The organism is uncultured Umboniibacter sp. (assembly GCF_947497555.1).
Lineage (GTDB): Bacteria > Pseudomonadota > Gammaproteobacteria > Pseudomonadales > DSM-25080 > Umboniibacter.
This window is the reverse complement of sequence record NZ_CANMGY010000005.1, coordinates 47,887-72,829: the sequence shown is the minus strand read 5'-3', so window position 1 is coordinate 72,829 and position 24,943 is coordinate 47,887. Positions and strand designations below refer to the sequence as shown.

Here is a 24,943-nt window from a genome sequence, read left to right as displayed (position 1 = left end):
ATTATCAACGCCAGATACTTAAAGTCTCAATAAAATCAGTAGTTTACAGACGTTTTTGATCCAAATTCGTAGCTTAGTGGTTTGAAACACTTCTTGACGATCAGCTGGAGTTAGGTACAGACAGAGTTATCTTCGGAATATAGCGCAGCCTGGTAGCGCACCACACTGGGGGTGTGGGGGTCGTGGGTTCGAATCCCGCTATTCCGACCAACATAAAAGCGACGGCATTTGCCGTCGTTTTTTTTGCCGAAACGTTCATCGCCGAACAATGGAAGCGACAATGCTGACAGCAGTCCGTTGACACGCTATGCTAGGAAAATATCCCTAATTTCAATTTAATATCCCACTAAAAGTGAGCTGAAATGGTCAAGTTAACACAATATAGCCATGGTGCCGGTTGCGGCTGTAAGTTGTCGCCGGAGGTGTTATCCGAGCTACTAGCTGGCTCGAGTCAGCCGCAGTTCGATAGTTTGGTTGTTGGTAACGATACTAAAGATGATGCGGCGGTGGTCGATTTGGGTGATGGCACGGGAATTATTTCGACGACCGATTTCTTCATGCCGATTGTCGATGATCCTATGGATTTCGGTCACATTGCCGCCGCTAATGCGATTAGCGATATTTACGCGATGGGCGGCACACCGCTGATGGCTATCGCCATCTTCGGTTGGCCGATAGATAAGTTGTCTCCTGCAGTAGGGCGTGACGTAATCAATGGCGGCCGACGAGCTTGCGAGCTTGCTGGTATACCACTTGCCGGTGGTCACTCTATTGATTCTCCTGAACCCATCTTTGGCCTTGCGGTGACAGGACGGGTGCCGTTGGCGAATTTGAAGAAGAACAGTACTGCTAAGGCTGGCGACCAGCTGTTACTGACCAAACCACTAGGAGTCGGTATTCTAACCACCGCTGAAAAGCGAGCACTACTGTTGCCTGAGCATGAGGGCGTTGCCGCAAAGGCTATGATGGAGCTAAATACTTTTGGTATGATTGCCGCGAATATCCCGGGGGTAAATGCCCTGACGGACGTCACTGGATTTGGACTTGCAGGACATCTTTTAGAACTCTGCGAGGGTGCTGTGCTAGGGGCCTCCGTGTCCCTTAATCAATTACCGGTACTACCAGGGGTACATGATTATCTTACTCTAGACTGTGTACCCGGAGGCACGCATCGTAACTTCCAAAGCTATGGTGTGGGATTGGACCTAAACGCCCTAGAGAGCCCTGATTATCGGCTAATCTGTGACCCACAAACAAGCGGCGGATTGCTTATTAGCGTCAGTCCTTCGTCTCTAGCTTCGCTTGAATTACTAGCTCGAGAATCGGGTCAATCGTTGACCTTAATTGGTGAGATGACCAACGATTGGACGGGGGTTAAGGTTCTCGCTTAACACACATTCTTAGCTACTATGGTCACTGACGATTAGCCATTCACCGTCAATTAGTTGCCAGAGTAGCGTGAAATGGCCGCTTGAGCGCTCGTTAGCGCGATTCAGCTGCCATCGTCCGATCATCCAGAGGTAATCCGTTTGGAGAGGCTGTATGTCAATGACATCAAAGCGAAGCGTACCCATGATTTCGACGTTAGGATAGCGAATTTCATAACGAGCTAACGCTTCATTCCAACCTCTGGTGATTATTTCAGGGCCTACTAGGCTTAGTTCGTCGGACTGCCAATAGCCGTTCATAAAGCCGTTTAGGTCGCCTCGATTCCAGGCTTCCTGTTGAGACTTGAGTACCGTGATACTTGGATGTTCATCGAGTACGCTCGAGCTTTCCTCTGCTGCGCTATTAAACACGATGATGATCGCGCCAAAGATAAGTGTTCGTACTGTCAGTAGAAGTCGTGATCGCATGAAATGGCCTTTTGTATGCTAAAGTTCTCTAATAATAGATCGATCAGCTAATTTTTCCTCAAACAAACATTTTTCAGGGACGGACTGTGGACTGGATTAACGCAGACTTTATCAAGGTCTTTACAACACTCATAGCGTTAGCGAATCCAATTGGCTTAGTACCAATATTCCTTGCGATGACACAGGGTCGCTGGGAGTCTCATCGGCGTAGTATCGCGCTTCAGGCGAGTATCGCGATTATCGTTATTCTAAGTATTTCGGCGTTAGCTGGTGACCATCTACTTGAGTTCTTTGGAATCAGTATTCATGGCTTCCGCATCGCCGGAGGTATTCTGGTGATGATCATGGCGCTGTCGATGATGCAAGCTCAAACCGATGACGTTCGCCAAACTGACGAAGAGGCGAACGCCTCGCAATTACGACCCGCAATTGCGGTCGTACCACTCGCCATGCCTATTACTGCCGGTCCTGGGGCAATCTCTGCGATGATTGTTTACGCCAATACTATCGGTGTGCTCATTTCAATCCTGGCCAGTGTGGCGCTCGCCTTCGTGCTCTATATCTTCATGCGTTCCGCGCCAACCATTGCACGTCTACTAGGTACCGTAGGTATGAACGTAGTCACCCGTATCATGGGTTTACTTCTTGCGTCTATGGCCGTTGAATTTATCGCGCTGGGGATGAAGGGTTTATTTCCAAGTTTACTTGGTTAGTACTAGCCGAACTGCAAATAGGCTGCACTCGAGATCGTAAGTAGGGCAATAAAGTCGCTTCCATTTTTGTCTTCGCCCTAAAAAAATACCCCATCTGATCAACATCAACTGGGGTATTTTGTTCTGTCGAGCTGCCGTCTAGTTTTGCTTACATATTCGGATAGTTCGGTCCACCGCTTCCTTCAGGTGTTATCCAAGTGATATTCTGACTGGGATCCTTGATGTCACAGGTTTTACAGTGCACACAGTTCTGAGCATTAATTTGGAACTTAGCCTCGCCATTAGCGTCTTCAAGAACCTCATAAACGCCAGCAGGACAGTATCGCTGAGCGGGCTCCGCGAATTTAGGCATGTTCACTGAAAGCGGAACCGATGCATCGTTCAACCTTAGGTGACAAGGCTGGTCTTCCTCGTGGTTGGTATTCGAAAGAAATACTGACGAGAGGCGATCAAAACTTAACTTGCCATCGGGCTTTGGATAGGTGATTTCGGCAAAGTCTTCGGCTGGTTTAAGTTGTGCATGGTCTGGCTTCGGGTCACTGAGAGTCCAAGGCAACGAGCCATTGAAAATATTAATATCGATGAACGCGTAGGCGCTACCAACAATGTTGCCCCATTTGTGCTGAGCAGGGCCAAAGTTACGCTGAGTGTGAAGCTCTTTATAGGCCCATGATTTTTTATATTCACTGGCAAATTCAGACAGATCGTCGCTTGCACGGTCAGCCGTGACAGCCTTAAAGACCACCTCAGCGCCAACCAAACCTGACTTCATTGCGGTGTGAGAGCCCTTAATCTTCGCGAAGTTAAGCGTCCCCGCGTCATCGCCTAAGAGCAGGCCTCCGGCAAAGCTCATTTTTGGCTGACTTTGAAGGCCGCCTTTTGTGATGGCACGAGCACCGTAGGAAATGCGTTTACCACCTTCTAAGTACTGCTTAACTACCGGGTGGTGCTTATAGCGTTGAAACTCTTCGAAAGGACTCAACCAGGGATTGCTATAGCTCAAGTCAGTAATAAGACCCAACGCTACCTGGTTATCTTCAATATGATAGAGGAATGAGCCACCTGCAGCACCGTGCTCGGCGAGTGGCCAACCCGCGGTATGGACAACAAGACCCTGTTCGTGCTGCTCGGCAGGAATTTCCCAAATCTCTTTGATGCCGATACCATAGTGCTGAGGCTCTTTACCTTCGTCGAGATTGAACTTCTCGATAAGTTCCTTACCCAACGAACCACGACAACCTTCGCAGAAGAGCGTGTACTTTGCGTGAAGTTCCATTCCCGGCATATAACTATCTTTCTGTTCACCGTCCATTCCGATGCCCATATCGCCAGTAGCAATACCTTTGACCGAGCCGTCCTCGTGATAGACAACTTCGGCTGCCGCGAAACCAGGAAAGATCTCCACTCCAAGTTCCTCAGCTTGCTCGGCCAACCAACGGCAAAGATTTCCAAGGCTGATAATATAGTTGCCATCATTATGCATGGTCTTTGGCGTGAAGAAGTTTGGAACCTTGATATGCTTACTGTCGTTGTTCAGCATATAGATATCATCACGCTTCACTTCAGTATTTAGTGGCGCGCCGAGTTCTTTCCAGTTAGGAAACAGCTCAGTCAGCGCTTTCGGTTCGAACACGGCACCTGAAACGATGTGTGCGCCAACCTCTGAGCCTTTCTCGACCAAACAGACGCTAATTTCCTTGCCGCTCTCTTGGCTGAGCTGGCGAAGTTTACATGCTGCGGCAAGTCCGCTTGGACCTGCGCCCACGATGACTACATCGTATTCCATCGATTCACGTTCCATGGATTTAGTCTCCTAAACTGAGTAAGTGCTATTATTTTACGACGAAAGCTGCTGACTGGCTTTAATATTTCACAATCTCGTCTGAACTTTCTGGCTTCATGATACGTATAACTGGGTAGATATTAAACGTAAACTGGCGCCTTAGACATTCAAGTGACTTATAGAGACAATACTGAAAGCCTCTTTCTAGTCACATTACGTCATTATAGGCTTAAATATTACAGAGTATTGGTGTTAAACTGTAGCCAATAACTGTGATATCAACAGTCAACTAGGGGACACATTGCTTGCGACTAGCGAGCTATAGTGAATTAGCTTTAACGATAATCAATACGATGGGACACTCATGAAAGTTTTGGTAGCAGTAAAACGCGTTGTAGATTACAACGTAAAAGTTAGACCAAAAGCCGATGGCTCAAACGTCGAGCTTGCTAACGTAAAAATGTCAATTAATCCATTCTGTGAAATTGCGGTTGAAGAGGCGGTTCGTCTTAAGGAAAAGGGCGTCGCAATAGAGATCATTGCAGTTTCTGTAGGCCCGAAGGCCTGCCAAGAGCAGCTACGTACAGCACTAGCGCTAGGCGCCGACCGTGCAATTCAGGTAGAAGTTGAAGGCGACGTAGAGCCATTAGCGATTGCTAAGCTGTTAAACGGTATCGTGTCAGAAGAGAAACCAGATCTAGTCGTGTTGGGTAAGCAGTCCATTGACGGTGACAACAACCAAACGGGTCAAATGTTAGCTGCGTTAGCTGGCATGGGGCAGGGTACCTTTGCATCAGAAGTTGTCGTTGAAGACGGTACTGTTGCGGTAACGCGTGAAATTGACGGCGGCCTGCAGACAGTCAAGCTTCAGCTTCCAGCGGTCGTTACGACTGATCTTCGTTTGAATGAGCCGCGTTACGCTTCACTACCAAACATCATGAAAGCCAAGCGCAAGCCGTTAGAGGTGAAAACTCCGGCTGACTACGGTGTCGATACCGCAACACGTGTAACGCTTGTTTCGGTTGAGCCGCCTGCAGAGCGCAAAGAGGGTATCAAGGTTGCTGATGTTGCAGAATTGGTTGATAAACTAAAGAACGAAGCGAAGGTGATTTAACATGTCAGTACTCGTAATTGCTGAGCACAATAACGCTCAATTAAACGCGGCAACATTAAACACGTTAGCAGCGGCCAAGGAATTCGGATCAGAAATCCACGTTCTTGTAGCGGGTTCAGGTGCAGCGGATGTTGCGGCCAGTGCTGCTGAAGCAGACGGTGTTGCCAAGGTTTTCCATGCAGAGAGCGCAGTGCTTGAGCACCAACTCGCCGAAAATGTAGCGCCAGTTGTAGCGGCGATTGCTGTTAACTACACGCACGTGCTAGCTCCGGCGACTACCTCGGGCAAGAATATACTCCCACGTGTTGCTGCAGCACTCGATGTTCAGCAAATCTCTGACATCATCGCTGTGATCTCAGAAGATACCTTCAAGCGTCCTATCTACGCAGGTAACGTGATCGCAACGGTTAAGTCTAGCGATGCAGTGAAAGTTATGACGGTTCGTACTACGGCTTACGATCCTGTTTCTGCTTCGGGTGGTAGTGCTGAAGTAGTCGCTATTGCTGATGTTAGCGATGCGAGCTTATCTAGCTTTGTCGGCGAGGAACTTGCTAAGTCAGATCGTCCGGAACTTTCTTCGGCGTCTATCGTCATTTCCGGTGGTCGCGGCATGCAAAACGGCGATAACTTCGAACTTCTCTATAAGGTTGCAGACAAGCTTGGCGCCGGTGTCGGTGCAAGCCGCGCTGCCGTTGACGCGGGCTTTGTTCCCAACGACATGCAGGTAGGGCAAACCGGTAAGATCGTTGCTCCGGACCTCTACATCGCGGTAGGTATTAGTGGCGCGATCCAGCATTTGGCTGGTATGAAGGACTCAAAAGTCATCGTTGCAATTAACAAGGATGAGGATGCTCCGATCTTTTCAGTGGCAGATTACGGTCTAGTAGCCGATCTATTTACCGCTGTTCCAGAGCTAGACGCGGCGCTATAAAGAGTCGTAACCAGCCTATCTATGATGGTTGAGATGTTAAAAGGCGAATAGATCAAGCCACGATCTATTCGCCTTTTTTATGGTTGAGTCGTTAAGGAGGTTAGTGGTCAGAGCCAACGAAGCGGCAACAGTTACGACCCTCCGATTTCGCCAAGTAAAGGCCTTGATCCGCACGGTTGATAAGATCCGCTTGTTGATCACCTGAATAATAAATCGTAACGCCGATAGAAACCGTTAGGTTGAATTGGTTGTCGCATTGGTGAGTATGGATTAGTAGCCGCAATTTTTCTGCCATACCCATTGCCTGATCAGCTGTCTGATTAAGCGTCAAGAGTAAAAACTCCTCGCCGCCCCATCGAATTAACGTATCCGATTTTCGAATGGACTGCCTGATGATACTTGCTGTTTCGGCTAAAACTCGGTCTCCGGCTTCGTGTCCATGGGTATCATTAACTATCTTGAATTCATCTAAATCCAGCATAAGCACACTAAAGCTTTGTTGCTCTCGTTCACATCGAGGTATCTCAATAGCAAGCCGTCGATCAAGTTCATTACGATTGAAACACTTAGTCAGCGGGTCAGTGACCGCTAGTTTTCGATAGGCTAACTGCGTAGCGAATTCGGCTCTTCTTGAGCCATCATAAATTATTGACCCTAAGAGCCCGAAGAGAAAGCTACAACCTAGCCAAAATAAATGCATGTAATAGAGTGGGCTACCCTGCATGGTGTAGCTCGCATAGATACCAAAAATAGAAAGACTTGCTAATGCGCTGAATAGCGCAAATCGGGGAGATAAGCCCGAAATAATGAACGTCCAAATCAACAGAAGGTAGGCCTCCGTCTGAAGTGGTGAGACCTCGAGGAGCCTTGAGCTGATATAGACGTGACACGCAGCGGCAAAAACAGTATGGACCATAAGGAGGGGTTCAATCAGGCGTGCCAGTCTAGCTTCCTTTGAAAGAAGCGCGGTGATTAAAAGGCCGGGGGCAATAAAGAAGAGGTAGAGTAGCTGCATAGCAGATTCTGCCTCGGGATTAGCCCACGGCTTCGGAAGTACAGCAAAAATGAGATAAAGTAGGCCGGTTAAGGTTGAAACTTGTGCTATTTGTTTGAAACGCCGCCGCTTATCCCAATCATTAAATTGGGTAATTGAATACGGCCCGTCAATGGGTAGATCTACTGGCTGAACCATTAGCTAGCATCCTTGCATTAAGCTATCGGAGTAACATTTACATTAACTCTTTCGGTACTTGTTTACGACAATATAAGGTAAACGTATCACTAGCAACTTTGTTTAACTAAGTGATACCTAATTCAGCTTAGGTTTAGTTATCACTACGTTAGTGGGCTCAGCATCTTCTTATCTCGTAATTGACACCAAAATACTTGGTAAAAGTGGGCTGTACCCCCCCAGAAATAACAGCCGTATTTTGTACCTTCTTATTTTCTTTCAACAATCATCATTAATCCGCCTCTGCTAAGCAGAAATAGATCTTTTGATTTCTTTTTTTAGTCTAGCTCTGAATGAAATATCATCAACGGTTATTGTGTGTCTTGGGGTGTCGATCTGCTTCACATCCGGATTAGCCAGTTCACGTTCAATTAGCGCTTTAATCGATTTCTTTGGCTTCCAGTTGCCCAGAAGATGTTGAGCAGCCAATTTAGACTGAAGTTCTGCTCCAGGCCAGATGCAGCCCAACGGTTGAAAAAGCCCTATGAAGTACAAATTATTTATATCAGCCGGGATCATTTTATGAAGAAGTGGCACTTGGCCTTCTTCATAATTAATTAGACTTTTATCGAAGAAGTCATGTTTAATTTTAAAACCGGTACACGCAATGATGACGTCAAACTCTTCGCTTGTGCCGTCCTTAAATACAACCTTGCTGCCTTCGTATCGTTCTATATCCACATGGGGCTTTACTTTGCCATGCCTTACCGCGTAGTAGAGTTCTGAGTTTACTGTTGGGTGAGTTGCATTTAAGCTTTTGTCTGGTTTCTGCAATCCAATATCTTCATTTTTTCCTTGGAAGATTTCTAGCATGACCCTTGTGAATGGCCCTCTAAGAAAATCGGGCATCCACCTATTTTTGATAGCTTGTACATCTGTTGGCAAGCCATACATGAACTTAGGAATAAGATAATATCCTCTTCGCCAGCTAATCGAAGTTGATTTAGATACTCGTGCAGTCTCAACCGCAACATCGCAGGCAGAGTTACCACCGCCAATAACCAAAACACGCTTATCCTGAAATGGTTTAGCTGATTTAAATTCATGAGAGTGGAGTAATTCCCCGGTAAACTCGCCAGGATAATCAGGATATCTAGGTTTATGATGATGACCATTACAGATAACGAGCGCATCGTATTCGTCTAGATTTGTGACATTAGAGCCCAGCGTTTTCCATTCTACTTCCCATCTATCCCCATCGAGTTTTCTACAATTAGTCACTTCGGTGTTAAATCTAATTAGTTTCCTAATGTCAAAATGATCAGTGTATGCATTGAAGTAGCTTAGCAATTCTGTATGTGAAGGGTAGTCGGGGGTCGAATCAGGCAAAGGAAAGTCTTCATAAAATGAAGTGTACTTGGAGCTTATTAGATGGGTGGTTTCAAAAACACTAGAATGCCCAGAAGGGTCATTAAACCGCCAATTTCCTCCCACTCCCTCGCATCTATCAAAAGCAGTGACCGCAAAACCTTGATCTGAAAAATTTTTAATCGCAGTAATACCTGATGGTCCCGTGCCAATAATGGCAACCTTTTTGATCTCTTTCATTTTGTTGACCTCGTTCATATAGCTATCTAGTAATTATTCGTTTGTTTTCGTTTTCGTTTTCGTTCTTGTTTTTGTTTGTCTGGGCATTTTTTCTTCAACCTTTGCCGAAAGATCAATTTAGAAACCATGCGGAATTGGATCGAATCTTTAGAGTGGCCAAGATATGCTTTGTACCTATAGTCTTGCTTTCAGTGTCTTGATAATATCGCCGTTGATCTCCTCCCAGAATTCATCGGCATTGGCATTTGCATATTGGTAGAAGCCCTTGCCGGTTTTAACGCCCAGGTCACCCTGAGATACTTTGTCGCGAATGCGTCGATGAGATCGCCAACTAGGATCATTCATTGTCTCTGCGAGATAGTCTCCTACGTTAACTATTGAATCTAGCCCAACCATATCCATGAATTGAATAGGGCCTACACTGGGCAGCCTCAAGCCAAATCCACTTTTAACGACGCTGTCAATTTCGTCCGCCGTTGCAACACCCAAATCCATCAGGCCCATCGCTGCATTGATTAGGGCACCCTGAAGTATGTTATGAATAAATCCGGGCGTGTCTTTACACCGTACCGGGTGCTTACCGATTTTATTTAGCAAATCCATGGTTTTGAGTTCCGTGCCTTTAGCTGTTTGTATTCCGGGTACGACTTCTACTAATGGGCTCAGGTGGGCAGGGATAGTCCAGTGGGCTGTGATGGCCCGTTGCGGATAATCCATGCCCTGTGAAATATGTGAAATGCTCATGGACGAAGTATTAGATGCGATGATGACATCTGGCGCACAAATTTTATCGCATTGCTCAAACACAGCCTTTTTTTGAGCTATATTCTCTGGAACCACTTCCATAACAAAGTCGGCGTTGGCCAGCGCACCATCCCATTCAATCGTGCGTACAATAAGCTGTTGTGCTTTTTGCGCGCAGTCTTCTTCCACTAAACCACTTTCAATCATCAATTTTAGACTTGCTTTTGTTCGATGTTCGGCGATTTCAATTTGTTGCTCAGAAACATCCACAGCAGTGACCTTATAGCCGGCAAGAGCAAAAGTGATGGCGATGTCGACACCCATAATTCCCTGACCCAACACAGCAATGTTCTGAATATCTTTGCTAGATATTCTGGTTTCTAATTCCATGGATTGTGTCTGCATATATGATCTCTTACTCGCTAATAGCCCCATTGAAAAATAGGATGCTCTGTTGTCTTAATAGCCGACTTGGGTGCCATCGGGTTCAAGAATGCTAATTCCTCTGCTGGCGGCCGACTTCACAGCGCTTAGTATCGGTAGTTTCTTCCAGCGCATTAACGGAATACATTGTGTGGGGGTCTACTCCCATGTCAGATGACTCCATTCAACAGCCCCCTTAACATTCCATGCTTGCTTAGTCTCGAACTCCGTTGGGAACAAAGTCGGGTGTTGGTGACCAATCGCTCGGCGCTTGGAACCACTACTGCGCTTCTAGAGCCTATCGATACTAAGTTGCCATTAATCAGGGGCTTTATTTCGTTGCTATTATGGCTAGTGGAAAGCAATAGTTGATTTCGTTAGTTATCGAAATCTATCAGCTAAAAACCTGTAGGGCAACTGGTTTAAGCTACTAAACCGCGCTTAAGGTCGGGTTTAGCTGTCGAATGAAATCAGCGAACAGCAGTATTCGTGCTCCTTAAACCTGTCTCACTCAAGCTAAGAACACTCGGTGGTTAGCGCTTAGCGCTATTTAGGTCATTAAATCAGTAGAGCTGCAGATTTAGTTGCATTAATCGGTCATGTCGGATAGTTTTCGCGCACAACATTTATAAAGCTGAGATCGTTAAATGAGTCTGTTGGATGAAACCCAAAGTCAGGTCAAGGTTCGCCGTCGCGTCCAAGCGCGGACCGAAATTGCCCGTTCGAAGTTAATAGAGGCAGCAACGCCAATGTTTGCCGAGCAAGGCTTCGACGCCATCTCGGTACGAGATATCGAAAATGCAGCCGGTGTGAAGCGAGGGGTATTGTCTTACCACTTTGGAACCAAAGATGGCCTCTGGCGAGCGGTGACGGATGCGCTATTTAACCCGCTTATCGCGGCACTTGGACAACGCTTAGATATTCTACGGGATCTTTCTTCCCGTGAGCGCGTCGCGTTACTAATACGATTCCATGTGCGCTACTATGCTGAAAATCCATTATTAAGTAGGTTGATGAGTCAAGAAGCACGTCAGGATACATGGCGTATAGCTTATCTGAGTCAACACTATGTGGGCCCCAGTGTCGCAGAGATTAAAAAGCACATCGCAGATGAATTGGAGCTGAACGAAACCGAATTTGCCCATTGGTATTACATTATGGTGAGTGCTAGCGCGACGATTTTTTCATTCGAGAGTGAGTGTAAAAAACTTTTTGGTTTCAACCCTAGGACAGATGAAGCAATTGATCGGCATGCGGATATGCTAGTCACTATGCTAATTAAGCCGGTAAACGGCGACTAGGGAATTGCGGAGTTTTCAAGACGGTTAAAATGGTCGGGGTAGAGAGATTTGAACTCCCGACATCCTGCACCCAAAGCAGGCGCGCTACCAGGCTGCGCTATACCCCGAAGTCAGTTTTCGGCTGACAGGCCGTAATAAGCAAAACTTATCAAAAATGGTCGGGGTAGAGAGATTTGAACTCCCGACATCCTGCACCCAAAGCAGGCGCGCTACCAGGCTGCGCTATACCCCGAAATTGTATTGTTAGCAAGTAACGAGTCTTAGTTACGAAACGGCTGAGTAATTGGTTTACTCTTGGGATTAACTGCTGTCTCGTCAATACGGGCGCCATTATAGGGACGAAGCCTGCCCCTGTAAACCATTGATTCAATGAAACTTTTGCTTTTCTATTTGGCTGAAATACTCGGTTCAAATATTAGGTATTTCACCGTATTATAGTGTTTTGCCTCAACTAGGGTCTAAGAATGCAAATACATCAACTACAAAGCCTTCTGTCCATGCAGGATGCGATGAACTCGAAGGTGAACGCCAATTGGATTGAGCTCGGCCACGAGTGGTACCGTGCTATTTGGATTGAGTGCGGTGAAATGCTGGATCACTATGGCTGGAAATGGTGGAAGGCGCAGGAGTGTGATTTACCCCAGGTCGAGCTTGAACTGATTGATATCCTGCACTTTGGTTTGTCTGACTTAATTCAGAGAAATGGCAATATTCAACAGTTGGCGGCTGAGTTAGCGGCAAACTGGCCAGCGGTCCAAAGTGGTAGCAAGTTTGAGAATCAGCTTGAGGCATTCGCTGCCGATTGTTTGATGACTAAGACCTTTAATCTGGCATTATTTGTTCAGCTTGCCCACTCAATAGATATGACTAGCGACGATCTTTATGTAGGGTATATCGGAAAGAATGTCCTGAATCGCTTTCGCCAGGATTACGGCTATAAATCGGGTGAATATATTAAGGTCTGGCACGGAAAAGAGGATAACGAGGTACTTGTCGAGCTCTGCGCTACACTAGATGTGGCGAGTGAGTCATTTCAAGAGCAACTCTATGATGGCTTAAAAGCCGCTTACCCAGTTTAACTAGGGGTAATTTCGGTAAAGACATTTGCGTGCGAGCTAGGTAGAATACGCCCGCTTGAAACAACCTGACCAATAATGGAGTCAAACCGTGAAACAACCAGTACGTATTGCAGTAACCGGCGCGGCCGGTGGTATCTCTTACAGCCTTCTTTTCAAAATCGCCGCTGGCGAAGTGCTTGGCTCAGATCAACCAGTGATCCTTCAATTACTTGAAATCACACCCGCTATGGACGCGCTTCGCGGTGTAGCGATGGAACTTCAAGATTGTGCCTACCCGCTGTTGCAGGGTGTTGTACTTTCTGATGATCCTACGGTTGCTTTCAAGGACGCAGACTATGCATTCTTAGTTGGTGCTCGTCCTCGTGGACCTGGCATGGAGCGTAAAGACCTGTTGGAAGCAAACGCTGCTATCTTCTCTGTACAAGGTAAAGCACTTAACGACGTCGCTAGCCGTCAGGTTAAGGTGCTTGTAGTGGGTAATCCAGCGAACACTAACGCACTCATCGCTGCACGTAACGCTCCTGACTTAGATCCAACACAGTTCACAGCAATGACTCGCCTTGACCACAATCGTGCCGTCGGCCTTGTTGCTAACAAAACTGGCTTCGCTACGCCTACCATTAACCGCGTCACCATTTGGGGTAACCACTCGGTCACTCAGGTACCTGACCTTTTCCACGCTGATGTAGCGGGCGAAGACGCCGTTGATGCAGTTGGTGAAGACTGGTACAAGAATACCTTCATCGAGACGGTTCAGAAGCGTGGCGCTGCGATTATCGACGCGCGCGGAGCGTCAAGCTCTGCTTCGGCGGCTCAGGCTGCTATCGATCACATGCGTGACTGGGCACTAGGCACCTACGAGGGTGATTGGGTCAGTATGGCGATTCCTTCGGACGGTTCTTACGGTGTCGCGAAGGGTATTATCTACTCATTCCCAGTTCGCTGTGCATTCGGACGTTACGAAATCGTTCAAGGCTTGGAAATCAACGATTTCGTTGCCGGCAAAATGAAAGCTTCAGAGCAAGAGTTGGTAGAAGAGCGCGATGCAGTGGCGTCATTGCTCCCTGCAGAAACTGAAGCGCATCTTGAAAATGTCCAGATTGCAGATCGCAGTAACCGTGAGCTAAATGCTCGCGGGCTGAACGAGGATGCAAAAGCCGTATTTACCGAACGTTTCTAAGCGCGGGTATAAGCGGTAAACTAAACGGCGGGCCAGATGGCTCGCCGTTTTTCGTTGGAGAATATAACTATGGAATATCCTAAACTTGATGAGAAAGCGCCAGACTTCAATCTACTCAATCAGGAGGAACAGACACGATCTCTTGCTGACTATGCAGGGAAGTGGCTAGTCCTCTATTTCTACCCGAAGGCGATGACTCCGGGATGTACTACTCAAGCGTGTGAGCTACGTGATCACAAGGCCGAGCTAGATGCTGTTAACGCTGTTGCGGTTGGATTAAGTCCCGATGCAACCAAGCGATTGACTAAGTTCACCGAACGCGATTCCCTTAATTTTGACCTGTTATCAGACGAAGATCATGCCGTAGCAGACGCTTATGGCGTTTGGGGTTTAAAGAAATTCATGGGCAAAGAGTATGACGGTATTCACCGCACCACGTTCATCATCAACCCCGAGTCCAAGCTTGTCCATGTCATGAATAAGTTTAAAACTAAGACCCATCACGACGACGTGCTTGCGCTACTCGGCGAGCTTCAGGTCAAAGCGTGACGATAGTAACCACGCTAAATTGCAACGGACTGCGCTCGGCTGCACGTAAGGGCCTTTGGCGATGGGTAAAGGAGAACTCTCCGGATGTCCTGTGCCTGCAGGAAATTCGTATTCAACATCATCAGCTTCACGAGGCTGACGGTTTTCCAAAAGGTTATTTCGCCTACTACAACCCTGCGGAAAAACCGGGCTATGCGGGCACTGCCATCCTTAGCAAGGAGAAGCCTGAGCTGGTAACTTTTGGTGCTGGTTGGCCTAGAGCCGATTCCGAGGGGCGTTGGACCGAGGCTCACTACGCCAGTACAGTAATCGTTTCACTTTACGTGCCCTCTGGTTCTGGGCTTGGTACTAAACAGGTTGCCAAAGAGGACTTCATGGAAGCGTTGCGTTGTCGAATGAAGTCATTAAAGACAATCGGCAAGCGCGTTGTCATTTGCGCTGATTGGAATACCTGCCATCAGAATGCAGATATCAAAAATTGGAAAGCGAATCAAAAGAACAGTGGCTTCCTTCCGGGAGAGCGCGCGTGGTTGGACAATCTAATCACCGATGAAGGTTGGCGGGATTGTTTTCGTGAGCTTCCACAGGAACCCGACACTTACAGTTGGTGGAGTAACCGGGGTAGGGCATACGAGAATAACGTGGGATGGCGACTCGATTACCAACTTATTAACTCAGACGACAGTACGGGCTTATCTAAGACCTTCATTGATCGTGATGCTCAGCTATCTGATCACGCTCCCGTCACACATTGGTATGAATGGGAGCTTTACCCCTGATACCTAATTGATATAATCGCTAAATCATTAATTCACTAAAAAGAGATAACTATGAGTTTATTAATTCCTGAAGCAGTAGCACAAGACGGCGCACCACAGCAGGGAGATCCTATGATCACTCTTTTGATGTTCGGCGGTCTATTTGTGTTTATGTGGTTCTTCATCATTCGTCCACAGCGCAAGCGTCAAAAGGAGCACAAAAACCTTGTAGACTCACTGACTAAAGGTGCTGAAGTGGTAATGACTAGCGGTATGCTAGGAAAAATTACTGCAGTAGACGACGAGTATGTAGTCGTGAAGTGTGCCGACAACGTAGAACTTAGCTTCCAAAAGGTTGCGGTTCATGCAGTACTGCCAAAGGGCACTATTAAAGGTATCAACCAAGCGTAAAAGTTTGGATCAAGAAGAGCGACATAGGTCGCTCTTTTTTTATAACAATAAAAAATAGGTTGTCATATGTTAGAGACTTTCGTTGGCCTACTCCAAAGCTTAAACGCGATCGTTTGGGGCCCGCTCACCATTATTCTAATTCTCGGTACCGGCTTATATTTAATGCTCGGTCTCCGTTTAATGCCAATCCGCAAGCTCGGCTATGGCTTCAAGCAGCTCTTCTCGGGTAAGAAAAGTGGCGCTACCGGCGAAATTTCGCCCTTCAACGCGTTAATGACTTCGCTGTCTGCTACCATCGGAACGGGTAATATTGCTGGCGTTGCAACGGCCATTTTCGTAGGTGGCCCTGGAGCGTTATTTTGGATGTGGTGTACTGCACTCGTGGGGATGGCGACTAAATACAGCGAGGCCGTTTTAGCGGTTACCTATCGTGAGAAAGATGCGGAAGGAAAGTACGTTGGTGGTCCCATGTATTACATCCGTAACGGCCTCGGTAAGAAATTTATCTGGCTAGCGTTTGCCTTTGCGTTTTTGGGTACCTTCACAGGGTTTGGTATTGGTAACACGGTACAAGCTAACTCGATGGCTGCGGCACTAGAGAACTCGTTTGGGGTTGAAAAGTGGGTGACTGCGGTCGTTCTAGCTTCGGCCGTCTTCGTCGTCTTAATCGGTGGTTTAAAGCGTATTTCAGATGTAGCTGGTAAGGTTGTACCCTTCATGGCTATCGCCTACCTCTTCGCCGGTATTACCGTCCTAATCCTCAACGCTAGTGCAATTCCAGCGGCGTTCTCGACGATCATCGAATCTGCCTTTACCGGTCATGCGGCGGCAGGCGGTTTTGCGGGCGCTGGCATTATGTTAGCGCTGCAGCAAGGTGTTGCAAGAGGCATCTTCTCCAACGAAGCAGGCTTAGGTAGCGCCGCAATTGCTCATGCAGCAGCGCAGACCGACGAACCGGTCAGGCAGGGTGTCATTGCAATGCTTGGAACCTTCATCGACACCATCATTGTCTGTAGTATTACTGGCTTAGCGATAGTTGTCACAGGTGTTTGGAGCGGAGGTGAAACGGGTGCAGTGTTAACATCACAGGCATTCGATCAGTCATTAGCGTTCGGTGGCGATATTATCGCGCTCGGGTTGATCGTTTTCGCCTTCACCACGATTCTGGGTTGGTCCTACTACGGTGAACGATGTGCACAGTACCTCTTCGGTACTCGGATCATCCTTCCATTCCGACTATTATGGGTGGCTGCGCTTCCCTGTGGCGTATTGCTTGAATTAGACGTCGTCTGGTTGTTAGCAGATACACTCAATGCAATGATGGCGTTCCCGAACTTAATTGCACTGCTATTACTATCACCCGTTGTCTTTAAGGCAACTCAAGCGTACTTTAATTCACTTGATCGTGATAACGAATAAGCACCCGAGACGTTAAGTTCAATAACAGTTCGTAGGCGATGGTCCCGGCGTTTTCAGCAACGTCGGCCACCGCCAACGATTTACCCCATATTTCCGCCACATCACCTACTTTTATATCGTCATTGCCAATATCTATCGTTGTTAAGTCCATGGAAACTCTTCCAACAATCGGGTAGCGCTTGCCGTTTATCATAATCGGAGTGCCTTGCTTCGCGTGTCTTGGATAGCCATCGCCATAGCCAATGGCTATAACGGCGAGACGGGTGTTGTTCTGGGCAGTCCAAACTTGTCCATAACCGACACTTTCGCCGGCCAACACGTCGTTCACGGCAATTACAACGCTGGTTAACGTCATAACCGGTTCACCCTCGAATGGGATCTGTCGTGATGGGCTGACGCCATACATCAATAGCCCTGGCCTAATCCAATCACGATGACTAAACGGATAACGGAGAATGGCGGCGCTGTTTGCGGTACTCTGTGGGTGTCTGATTTCACTACAGGCGGTGTCAAAGCGTTGAAGTTGATCGATACTGAAATCGTTATTGAGTTCGTCGGCACTCGCGAAGTGGGTCATTGTGACAATACTGTCAACGACTTCGAAACTTTCAATTAGCGCTAGTTTCGCAGCAAAGTCGCTGGAGAAGCCAAGACGATGCATGCCGCTATCAAACTTAGCCCATACTCGCAGTTTGCTACCGCCACTTAGGCGCCTGAGTAGCTCAATCTGAAAGTCCTGGTGTACGACGAGGTCCAAGTGGTTATCTTGAGCAAGGATTAGCTCGTCGAAATCTAATACACCACTAAGTAAAACAATAGGCCGTAAATAACCCGATTCGCGGAGTAAGATTGCTTCTTCAATCCGAGCAACCGCTAGGGCGTCACAGGCGGCTAGGCTGGAAAGGACCTGCTTGATACCATGACCGTAGGCATCTGCCTTGACTACGCCTAAAACTTTAGCGTTAGGAGCGAGGGAGGCGATGAGATTGAGGTTCCTTCGAAGGGCACCCAAGTCAATGTTAGCGACGACGCGTGGAATCATTGTATAGTATTACCGTGATTAAGTGCTGACAGTTTAACTAATCTTTATTTACTTTGGCTAGAAGGATTATTAGGATGACCGAAAACCCCGCACGACCACTTGTGATTGGTGTCACTAGCCGAAGTCTGTTCAACCTCGACGATAGTCATATGATCTTTGAGCAAGACGGAGTAGAAGCCTTCGCTCAATATCAGATTGCCCACGAAGAAGTGCCGTTGGGACCCGGTCCAGCTTTCGCATTGGTCCAAAAATTTCTTAATTTAGTGGTTAATGGTAATCCGCTTTGTGAAGTCGTTCTACTATCCAGAAACTCAATGGATACCGGATTACGAGTATTTAATTCCATCGAAAATCATGGTTTAAAGATTACGCGTGCAGCATTCTGTGGCGGCAATGAGCCCTGGCCATATGCCCGAGCGTTCTCCTGCGATCTATATCTTTCCACCGAAGCCTCTGATGTAAGACGAGCGCTGGAGGTTGGTCTAGCTGCCGCCCAGTTGATAGGCGATCATAAGGACGCTGATTCACCGGAAGTTCGTATCGCTTTTGATGGTGATGCGGTAGTTTTTTCCGATGAGGCGGAGCGGGTTTTCCACAGCGATGGACTGAACGCATTCCAGGATTCTGAGGTTGCATCGGCCCATGTGCCGCTGACGGCAGGTCCCTTCAAGGAGTTCCTATCCGCGTTACATTCACTACAGGCGCATTACTCGCCTAATGAATCTCCTATTAAGACGGCGTTGGTTACCGCTAGATCTGCTCCGTCGCATGAGCGAGTGATTAGAACGCTCAGAGAGTGGGGGATTCGTGTGGACGAAAGTGTTTTTCTTGGTGGTCTACCTAAATCCGCATTCTTAGAGGCGTTTAATGCTGATATCTTCTTTGATGATCAGCGCATTAACGTAGAGCGTGTGGGAAGCGGAGTAGGAGCTCATGTTCCGACGGGAATCAAAAACGAATAAAAGCCTTGCTTGCTTATATCATTTAAGTATATAACGGTGGTATTAAAACAACCTGCTAGAGGCCTTTCGTGAAACTACAGCAACTGCGCTACATCTGGGAAGTCGCCCATCATGATCTAAATGTTTCGGCGACAGCACAGAGCCTATTCACCTCACAACCTGGAATTTCAAAGCAAATTCGTATGCTTGAGGACGAGTTAGGGGTCGAAATTTTCAGTCGCTCAGGTAAGCATTTAACGCGAATCACTCCTGCTGGTGAGGCTATTCTGTTAGAAGTGGGTGAGATACTTAATGGTACTCAACGCATCAAACAACTTGCTGAAGAGTTTTCCGATGATAGCAAAGGTACGTTATCTATAGCGACCACTCATACCCAAGCGCGTTACGCATTACCTGGACCTATCCGCGCATTCATTAATCGCTACCCCAACGTTACGCTGAATATGAACCAGGGTACGCCGATGCAAATCTCAGAAATGGCCGCAAATAGTACGGTTGATTTCGCCATCGCTACTGAAGCTATTGCGCTGTTTAATGATCTCGTCATGATGCCTTGTTATCGCTGGAATCGCTGTGTTCTCGTTCCCAAGGATCATCCGTTAGCTAAGGTAAAACGGCTCACCTTGGAGGATGTCGCCGCCTCGCCAATCGTTACCTACGTATTCGGTTTTACGGACCGTTCGAAACTAGATCGTGCGTTCAAGGACCGGGGCTTAGATCCAAAGGTTGTTTTTACTGCCGCGGATTCGGACGTTATTAAGACTTATGTTCGGCTTGGCCTTGGAATTGGTATTATCGCTGAGATGGCGGTCGATGAGCAGGATACTGATCTTGTTGCATTGGATGCGAGTCATCTCTTCGAGAGTAGTACCACGAAAATTGGCTTTCGACGCGGTATTTTTCTGCGCCGATACATGCTGGAGTTTATTCGAGAGTTTGCACCGCACCTCAAACCGGACCTGGTTCTCGCCGCAAGTAAGGCGAAGAGTACGGCGGAGATTGATGATCTATTTAAGGATGTGCGCTTACCGGTCTTCTAGGTCGTCGTCATATTCCAGCGTACCACCTAGGGCGTTTACGAACGCTCGAATCTTGTTGCGAGATTCCGCTTGTTCCGCATCGGCATCGGAATCTGCAACGATTCCTCCGCCACCCCAGATATGCAGCTTATCGTTATCTTTAACGAGCGTACGAATTGCGACGTTCGAATCTAGATCGCCACTCGCATCGAGGTAAAAAATAGTCCCGCAATAAGCTGAACGCCGAGCGGTTTCTAACTCCTCAATAATTTCCATTGCTCGGATCTTGGGCGCGCCGGTAATACTCCCCCCAGGCAGGGTTGCCTCGAGCAAATCTATCGCATCATAACGCTGATCTAGCTTCGCTTTAATGGTACTAACTAGATGATAGACATTCGCATAGGGTTCAATGTCAAAGAGCTTGCTAACTTCCACTGTGCTTGGCTGAGCAACACGACCGATATCATTTCTCAGTAGATCGACAATCATCAAGTTTTCCGCGCGATCTTTCTCGGACTCAACGAGTGTAGTCCGTGATTCCTCATCAGCTATCGGATCGTCATAACGTGGCATGGTGCCTTTGATGGGCTGCGTTGTGATTACCCCATTTGTTAATTGAACTAAGCGTTCTGGGGAAACACTGATCACAGCTTGATCCAATCCGACCGGAAGCAGCGCGTTGAACGGTGATTGAACCGAAGCCTTGACGCGTTTGTAGATCGCTAGTGCAGGTTGTGTGTAACGGGCAGTAAAGCGTTGAGTGTAGTTAACTTGATAGCAGTCGCCAGAATCGATGTATTCATGAATTCTGTTAATCGCTTTCTGATACTTCAAAGGTGATGTTGCAGCGGTCCACTTTATACCTTCTTCAGTAAACGAGGGAATGGTTGGCGTAGTAACGCTCTCCTCTGATACCTGGGCGGCGAGGGAAATTAGTTTTTGGTGGAGTACAAGATCGTCGCCGGTGAACCATGCGCGCCGCGATCTATGACACTGAACGACTGCCCAATCGTAGCGTGAGACAAAGGCTATTGGCAGGCGTGGTTGCGCTTTTCCAACTAACGGCACCACCGAACCAAGAACTTGGTTTATGTCATAACCAATATAGCCGATCAGTCCCTGGCTAAAGGGTATATCAGGACCGCTTAACGTATCGCTCTTAAATGAACGCCCAGCGTTAGTCGCGTGGAGACTCCTGAGAACGCTAAAGAAATTCGAAGTCGTTTGGCGAGTGATCGTCTTGCCCATCGTTAGTTCTAGATGCTCATCCCATAGTACTAACTTCGCGCTAGGGGCGGCAGCGATGATGTCGTGATTAGCACGGGAGTGACTAGCCCCATCCAGCAGAACTGGTTGACCCAACGGCGTTAATAGCTCAAACCAGTTAGTAGCATCTTCAAAATAGGGTAATTCAAGTGGGCTCAATGAACTTTTCTCCAATACTACGCCAACGACAGCACTTAACGATTACAACATCTTACGCTTGATGCCGACTTCAGCAAGAATGCGGGTCGATATTTCTTCAACGGAGTGATGTGTGGTATTAATACTCGGGACCCTATGCTTACGGTAGATTGCCTCAACCATCCTGACTTCATCGGCGCATTGGCGCAAGCTTGAATAGCGGCTATTTGGACGGCGCTCATTACGAATAGCAGACAGTCTATTGGGTGCGATAGTTAACCCGAACAACTTTGCTCTATACGCTTGAAGTGGTCTCGGTAGATTAAAGTTATCGGCATCGTCTTCGGTGATGGGGTAATTGGCCGCTTTAATCCCATACTGGAGGGCAAGATACAGACAAGTTGGCGTTTTACCACAGCGTGAAACGCCAACTAAAATGATGTCAGCGTCGGCATAGTTTTTTATTTGCGCACCATCATCGTTGTCGAGTGAATAGTGAACGGCATCCATCCGGCTCTGATATTTTTGTTCATTAGCAATGTTATGGGTTTGCCCCATTTCGTGATTCGAGACCGCACTAAGCTCTTTCTCAATAGGTCCTAGAAATGCGTCAAAACTGTCTAACATCAACGCATCCGCCTTCTGAACAATCGCCCGAATCTCGTCGCTGATGATTGTCGATACCACAATGGGGCGCTCGATACCACGCTTTGATTCGTTAATCATGGTCACGGCGCGCTCAGCTTTTTCTGGCGTATCAACGTAGGGGAGGGATAGCTCTTCAAACTCAATACCCGGAAATTGGGTTATGAGACTGCGGCCGACATTTTCGGCAGTGATACCTGTGCCGTCCGAAACAAAGTATGCGTAGCGTTTTGTAGTCATGTAGTCGGTTTCCCATAAACCCGATGTATGGATTGCAGAAATGTATAGATTAGTAGCGCTATTAGCAAGTGGAATAACTGCACTATAATACCTCCATACACTATAGATGACTCCACACAAAGAGGTGCTCCCGTGGCTGATAATGTGCTTTGGTTTAACGAATTGAATATGTCGGATGTTGATCGCGTTGGCGGTAAGAACGCCTCTCTAGGAGAGATGATCAGCAACTTAGCTAACGCTGGCGTAAACGTACCAGGTGGCTTTGCAACCACAGCAAGTGCATACCGAAGCTTCCTTATTGATACGGGTCTCAAGGCGAAGATTGATACAGCGTTGGACGCATTAGATGTCGAAGACGTTAACGAACTTGCTCGAGTTGGTAAACAAGTTCGTGACTGGGTTATGGAGCAATCACTCCCAGAGACGCTTGAAGTTGATGTTCGTAACGCCTACGAAGAGCTGGCTGTAAATGGTATGGATGCAGTGGTTGCCGTGCGCTCTTCGGCTACAGCTGAAGATCTTCCCGACGCGAGCTTCGCCGGTCAGCAGGAAACCTTCCTTAACATCCAGGGCTTCGATAACGTCATTTCTGCCATGCGCGAAGTATTCGCTTCGCTATTTAATGACCGCGCCATTGCTTACCGCGTTCATAAAGGCTTCGATCATTCAGAAGTTGCACTCTCGGCCGGCATTCAACGTATGGTTCGCAGTGAGACAGGCGCCGCAGGTGTCATGTTCACCATGGATACCGAATCGGGTTTTGATGACGTTGTATTCATTACCTCAAGCTATGGTTTGGGTGAAACGGTGGTTCAGGGAGCAGTGAATCCTGATGAGTTCTTCGTCCATAAGCAAACACTCGCAGCAGGACGTCCCGCAATTATCCGTCGTACGCTCGGCTCGAAAATGATCAAGATGGTTTATGGCGCCGCCGCAGAGACGGGTCGCTCAGTTGAGACCGTAGGTGTCGATATTGCCGAGCAGCAGCAGTTCTCTCTCAATAACGCTGAGATAGAGTCGCTTGCTAAGCAGGCGATGATTATTGAAAAGCACTACGGTCGCCCCATGGACATTGAGTGGGCGAAGGATGGCGACGACAACGGTCTCTATATCGTTCAAGCTCGTCCAGAGACAGTTAAGTCGCGCGAGAATATCAATCAGCTCGAACGCTATGTTATCAAGGAAAAGGGTACTGTAGTCACTGAAGGTCGTTCAATTGGCCAACGTATTGGCCAGGGTAAGGTCATTAATATCACTGATTTATCGCAGATGGATCAGGTAGAGCAGGGCGATGTGTTAGTCACTGATATGACCGATCCGGATTGGGAGCCGGTAATGAAACGCGCTTCGGCAATCGTCACTAACCGTGGAGGCAGAACCTGTCACGCCGCTATTATTGCTCGCGAACTCGGCATTCCTGCCGTCGTTGGCTGTGGTGACGCAACGAAGATCCTTAGCTCTGGCGATGAGGTAACCGTTTCCTGCGCTGAGGGCGACACTGGCTTTATCTATTCAGGGCTACTTCAATTCGATATCAATCGTAGTGATTTGGCTTCTATGCCAGAGCTACCATTCAAGATTATGATGAATGTTGGTAACCCAGATCGAGCGTTTGACTTCCAGGGGCTCCCTAACGCCGGTGTTGGTCTAGCGCGCTTGGAATTCATTATCAACCGCATGATTGGTGTTCACCCCAAAGCACTATTGAACTACGAGTTAATGGCTGCTGATGTTCGCGAACTGATCGATGACCGTATGGCGGGTTACGAATCACCGGTTGAATTCTACGTTCAAAAGCTAGTTGAAGGAATAAGCACTTTAGCGGCGTCCTTTGCTGATCAACCCGTTATTGTTCGTATGTCAGATTTTAAATCAAATGAGTACGCCCACCTTATCGGCGGGATGGACTTTGAACCCGTTGAAGAAAATCCAATGTTAGGTTTCCGTGGTGCGAGTCGTTACCTAGCACCAAGCTTCCGCGACTGTTTTGATCTTGAGTGCCGAGCGCTGAAGATTGTGCGCGAAGAAATGGGCTTCAAAAACGTACAGATTATGGTGCCATTCGTTCGTACAGTTAGCGAAGCCGCAGATGTGATCGGGCTTCTAGCGGAGAACGGCCTGGAACGTGGTAAGGATGATCTTAAAGTGATCATGATGTGTGAGCTTCCCGCTAACGCCTTACTCGCCGACCAGTTCCTAGCTTATTTTGATGGCTTCTCGATTGGCTCTAACGATCTTACCCAGCTAACACTTGGCCTTGATCGTGATTCCGGTCTTGTCGCACAGCTGTTCGACGAACGAAATGATGCGGTAAAAGCGCTGCTCAGCATGGCAATTAAAGCCTGTAAAGACCAGGGTAAGTATGTGGGTATTTGTGGGCAGGGACCGAGTGATCACATCGACTTCGCTCGCTGGTTAATGGAGCAGGGCATTGATTCAGTCTCATTGAACCCTGACTCAGTTCTTGAGACTTGGCTCTACTTAGCAGATAAAGACGTCTAATGTCGCCAAAGTACCCACAACGTTTAGTCATTGTGGTTACAATAGGCCTTTAACGCCGTGCTTCATTGCCCACCATCTGGGCTTGTGGC

At 47.6% G+C, this 24,943-nt stretch carries 21 protein-coding genes, 3 tRNA genes and 1 pseudogene; 15 read left to right on the top strand and 10 right to left on the bottom strand.

All coding sequences use genetic code 11. The features are described 5' to 3' along the window. Positions 1-133 precede the first annotated feature (133 nt). Positions 134-210 (top strand) — tRNA-Pro (locus tag Q0698_RS07415). Positions 211-362: 152 nt separating this feature from the next. Continuing rightward, on the top strand, positions 363-1,391 hold the full coding sequence (gene selD / locus Q0698_RS07410; protein ID WP_298635301.1) for a selenide, water dikinase SelD: 1,029 nt from the start codon (positions 363-365) through the stop codon (positions 1,389-1,391). A 9-nt stretch (positions 1,392-1,400) separates the two neighbouring features. On the opposite strand, the gene Q0698_RS07405 is transcribed toward selD, so the two are convergent. Continuing rightward, the gene (locus Q0698_RS07405) at positions 1,401-1,856 is read right to left on the bottom strand and encodes a DUF4440 domain-containing protein (protein ID WP_298635299.1); all 456 of its coding nucleotides are present in this window, start codon (positions 1,854-1,856) and stop codon (positions 1,401-1,403) included. An 86-nt stretch (positions 1,857-1,942) separates the two neighbouring features. Between Q0698_RS07405 and Q0698_RS07400 the strand changes: the two genes are divergently transcribed. After that, entirely contained in the window at positions 1,943-2,569 is a 627-nt protein-coding gene (locus Q0698_RS07400) for a MarC family protein (protein ID WP_298635296.1), read from the top strand. Positions 2,570-2,717: 148 nt separating this feature from the next. On the opposite strand, the gene Q0698_RS07395 is transcribed toward Q0698_RS07400, so the two are convergent. Continuing rightward, a complete protein-coding gene (locus Q0698_RS07395) occupies positions 2,718-4,370 on the bottom strand; it encodes an electron transfer flavoprotein-ubiquinone oxidoreductase (protein ID WP_298635294.1) in 1,653 nt (550 codons plus the stop codon). Positions 4,371-4,716: 346 nt separating this feature from the next. Here Q0698_RS07395 and Q0698_RS07390 point away from each other — a divergent pair, with 346 nt between their 5' ends. Together Q0698_RS07390 and Q0698_RS07385 are read left to right on the top strand one after the other, a co-directional pair. After that, on the top strand, positions 4,717-5,466 hold the full coding sequence (locus Q0698_RS07390; protein ID WP_298635292.1) for an electron transfer flavoprotein subunit beta/FixA family protein: 750 nt from the start codon (positions 4,717-4,719) through the stop codon (positions 5,464-5,466). A gap of 1 nt (position 5,467) precedes the next feature. Further along, positions 5,468-6,397: an FAD-binding protein gene (locus Q0698_RS07385; protein WP_298635290.1), complete on the top strand. Its 930-nt coding sequence runs from the start codon at positions 5,468-5,470 to the stop codon at positions 6,395-6,397. Positions 6,398-6,497: 100 nt separating this feature from the next. Here the strand turns inward: Q0698_RS07385 and Q0698_RS07380 are convergent, their stop codons facing one another. The 3 genes from Q0698_RS07380 to Q0698_RS07370 all read right to left on the bottom strand — a co-directional run bounded on the left by Q0698_RS07380 (position 6,498) and on the right by Q0698_RS07370 (position 10,325). Continuing rightward, complete coding sequence (locus tag Q0698_RS07380) at positions 6,498-7,589, bottom strand: GGDEF domain-containing protein (RefSeq protein ID WP_298635288.1); 1,092 nt, start codon at positions 7,587-7,589, stop codon at positions 6,498-6,500. A gap of 285 nt (positions 7,590-7,874) precedes the next feature. Further along, the gene (locus tag Q0698_RS07375) at positions 7,875-9,176 is read right to left on the bottom strand and encodes an NAD(P)-binding domain-containing protein (RefSeq protein WP_298635286.1); all 1,302 of its coding nucleotides are present in this window, start codon (positions 9,174-9,176) and stop codon (positions 7,875-7,877) included. Positions 9,177-9,350: 174 nt separating this feature from the next. Then, on the bottom strand, positions 9,351-10,325 hold the full coding sequence (locus Q0698_RS07370; RefSeq protein ID WP_298635283.1) for a 3-hydroxyacyl-CoA dehydrogenase family protein: 975 nt from the start codon (positions 10,323-10,325) through the stop codon (positions 9,351-9,353). A 665-nt stretch (positions 10,326-10,990) separates the two neighbouring features. Here Q0698_RS07370 and Q0698_RS07365 point away from each other — a divergent pair. Continuing rightward, positions 10,991-11,644, top strand: a complete 654-nt coding sequence (locus tag Q0698_RS07365) for a TetR family transcriptional regulator (protein WP_298635280.1) — start codon at positions 10,991-10,993, stop codon at positions 11,642-11,644. Between the two features lie 30 nt (positions 11,645-11,674). Here the strand turns inward: Q0698_RS07365 and Q0698_RS07360 are convergent. Further along, positions 11,675-11,751: transfer RNA gene (locus Q0698_RS07360), tRNA-Pro, on the bottom strand. A gap of 48 nt (positions 11,752-11,799) precedes the next feature. Then, a tRNA-Pro gene (locus Q0698_RS07355) sits at positions 11,800-11,876 on the bottom strand. Positions 11,877-12,108: 232 nt separating this feature from the next. Here Q0698_RS07355 and Q0698_RS07350 point away from each other — a divergent pair. The 6 genes and pseudogenes from Q0698_RS07350 (at position 12,109) to Q0698_RS07325 (ending at position 17,040) form a co-directional block, all read left to right on the top strand. Then, on the top strand, positions 12,109-12,723 hold the full coding sequence (locus Q0698_RS07350) for a dUTP diphosphatase (RefSeq protein ID WP_298635278.1): 615 nt from the start codon (positions 12,109-12,111) through the stop codon (positions 12,721-12,723). 88 nt (positions 12,724-12,811) lie between these two features. Further along, positions 12,812-13,792: pseudogene (locus tag Q0698_RS07345) on the top strand (malate dehydrogenase); the annotation flags it as partial. Between the two features lie 180 nt (positions 13,793-13,972). Further along, the gene (bcp, locus tag Q0698_RS07340; RefSeq protein WP_298635276.1) at positions 13,973-14,452 is read left to right on the top strand and encodes a thioredoxin-dependent thiol peroxidase; all 480 of its coding nucleotides are present in this window, start codon (positions 13,973-13,975) and stop codon (positions 14,450-14,452) included. Beyond that, positions 14,449-15,231: an exodeoxyribonuclease III gene (locus tag Q0698_RS07335; RefSeq protein WP_298635274.1), complete on the top strand. Its 783-nt coding sequence runs from the start codon at positions 14,449-14,451 to the stop codon at positions 15,229-15,231. The genes bcp and Q0698_RS07335 overlap by 4 nt, the downstream gene beginning before the upstream one ends. A gap of 51 nt (positions 15,232-15,282) precedes the next feature. Next, entirely contained in the window at positions 15,283-15,621 is a 339-nt protein-coding gene (gene yajC, locus Q0698_RS07330; protein ID WP_298635272.1) for a preprotein translocase subunit YajC, read from the top strand. Between the two features lie 66 nt (positions 15,622-15,687). Beyond that, entirely contained in the window at positions 15,688-17,040 is a 1,353-nt protein-coding gene (locus Q0698_RS07325) for a sodium:alanine symporter family protein (protein ID WP_298635271.1), read from the top strand. Here the strand turns inward: Q0698_RS07325 and alr are convergent. After that, on the bottom strand, positions 17,012-18,082 hold the full coding sequence (gene alr / locus Q0698_RS07320) for an alanine racemase (RefSeq protein ID WP_298635269.1): 1,071 nt from the start codon (positions 18,080-18,082) through the stop codon (positions 17,012-17,014). The genes Q0698_RS07325 and alr overlap by 29 nt on opposite strands. 74 nt (positions 18,083-18,156) lie before the next feature. On the opposite strand from alr, the gene Q0698_RS07315 reads away from it, so the two are divergent. Next, positions 18,157-19,044, top strand: coding sequence for a 5'-nucleotidase (locus tag Q0698_RS07315; RefSeq protein ID WP_298635267.1), 888 nt, complete (start codon positions 18,157-18,159; stop codon positions 19,042-19,044). Between the two features lie 68 nt (positions 19,045-19,112). Further along, a complete protein-coding gene (cysB, locus tag Q0698_RS07310; protein ID WP_298635265.1) occupies positions 19,113-20,084 on the top strand; it encodes an HTH-type transcriptional regulator CysB in 972 nt (323 codons plus the stop codon). Here cysB and pabB read toward each other — a convergent pair. Together pabB and Q0698_RS07300 are read right to left on the bottom strand one after the other, a co-directional pair. After that, positions 20,070-21,488 (bottom strand): aminodeoxychorismate synthase component I, encoded by a 1,419-nt coding sequence (gene pabB, locus Q0698_RS07305; RefSeq protein ID WP_298635262.1) that lies wholly within the window; start codon positions 21,486-21,488, stop codon positions 20,070-20,072. The genes cysB and pabB overlap by 15 nt on opposite strands. Positions 21,489-21,530: 42 nt before the next feature. After that, positions 21,531-22,352 carry a pyruvate, water dikinase regulatory protein gene (locus Q0698_RS07300; RefSeq protein ID WP_298635259.1) on the bottom strand — a complete coding sequence of 274 codons (822 nt, stop codon included), beginning with the start codon at positions 22,350-22,352 and terminating at the stop codon, positions 21,531-21,533. A gap of 132 nt (positions 22,353-22,484) precedes the next feature. Between Q0698_RS07300 and ppsA the strand changes: the two genes are divergently transcribed. After that, complete coding sequence (gene ppsA, locus Q0698_RS07295; protein ID WP_298635257.1) at positions 22,485-24,854, top strand: phosphoenolpyruvate synthase; 2,370 nt, start codon at positions 22,485-22,487, stop codon at positions 24,852-24,854. The last annotated feature ends 89 nt before the right edge of the window (positions 24,855-24,943 follow it).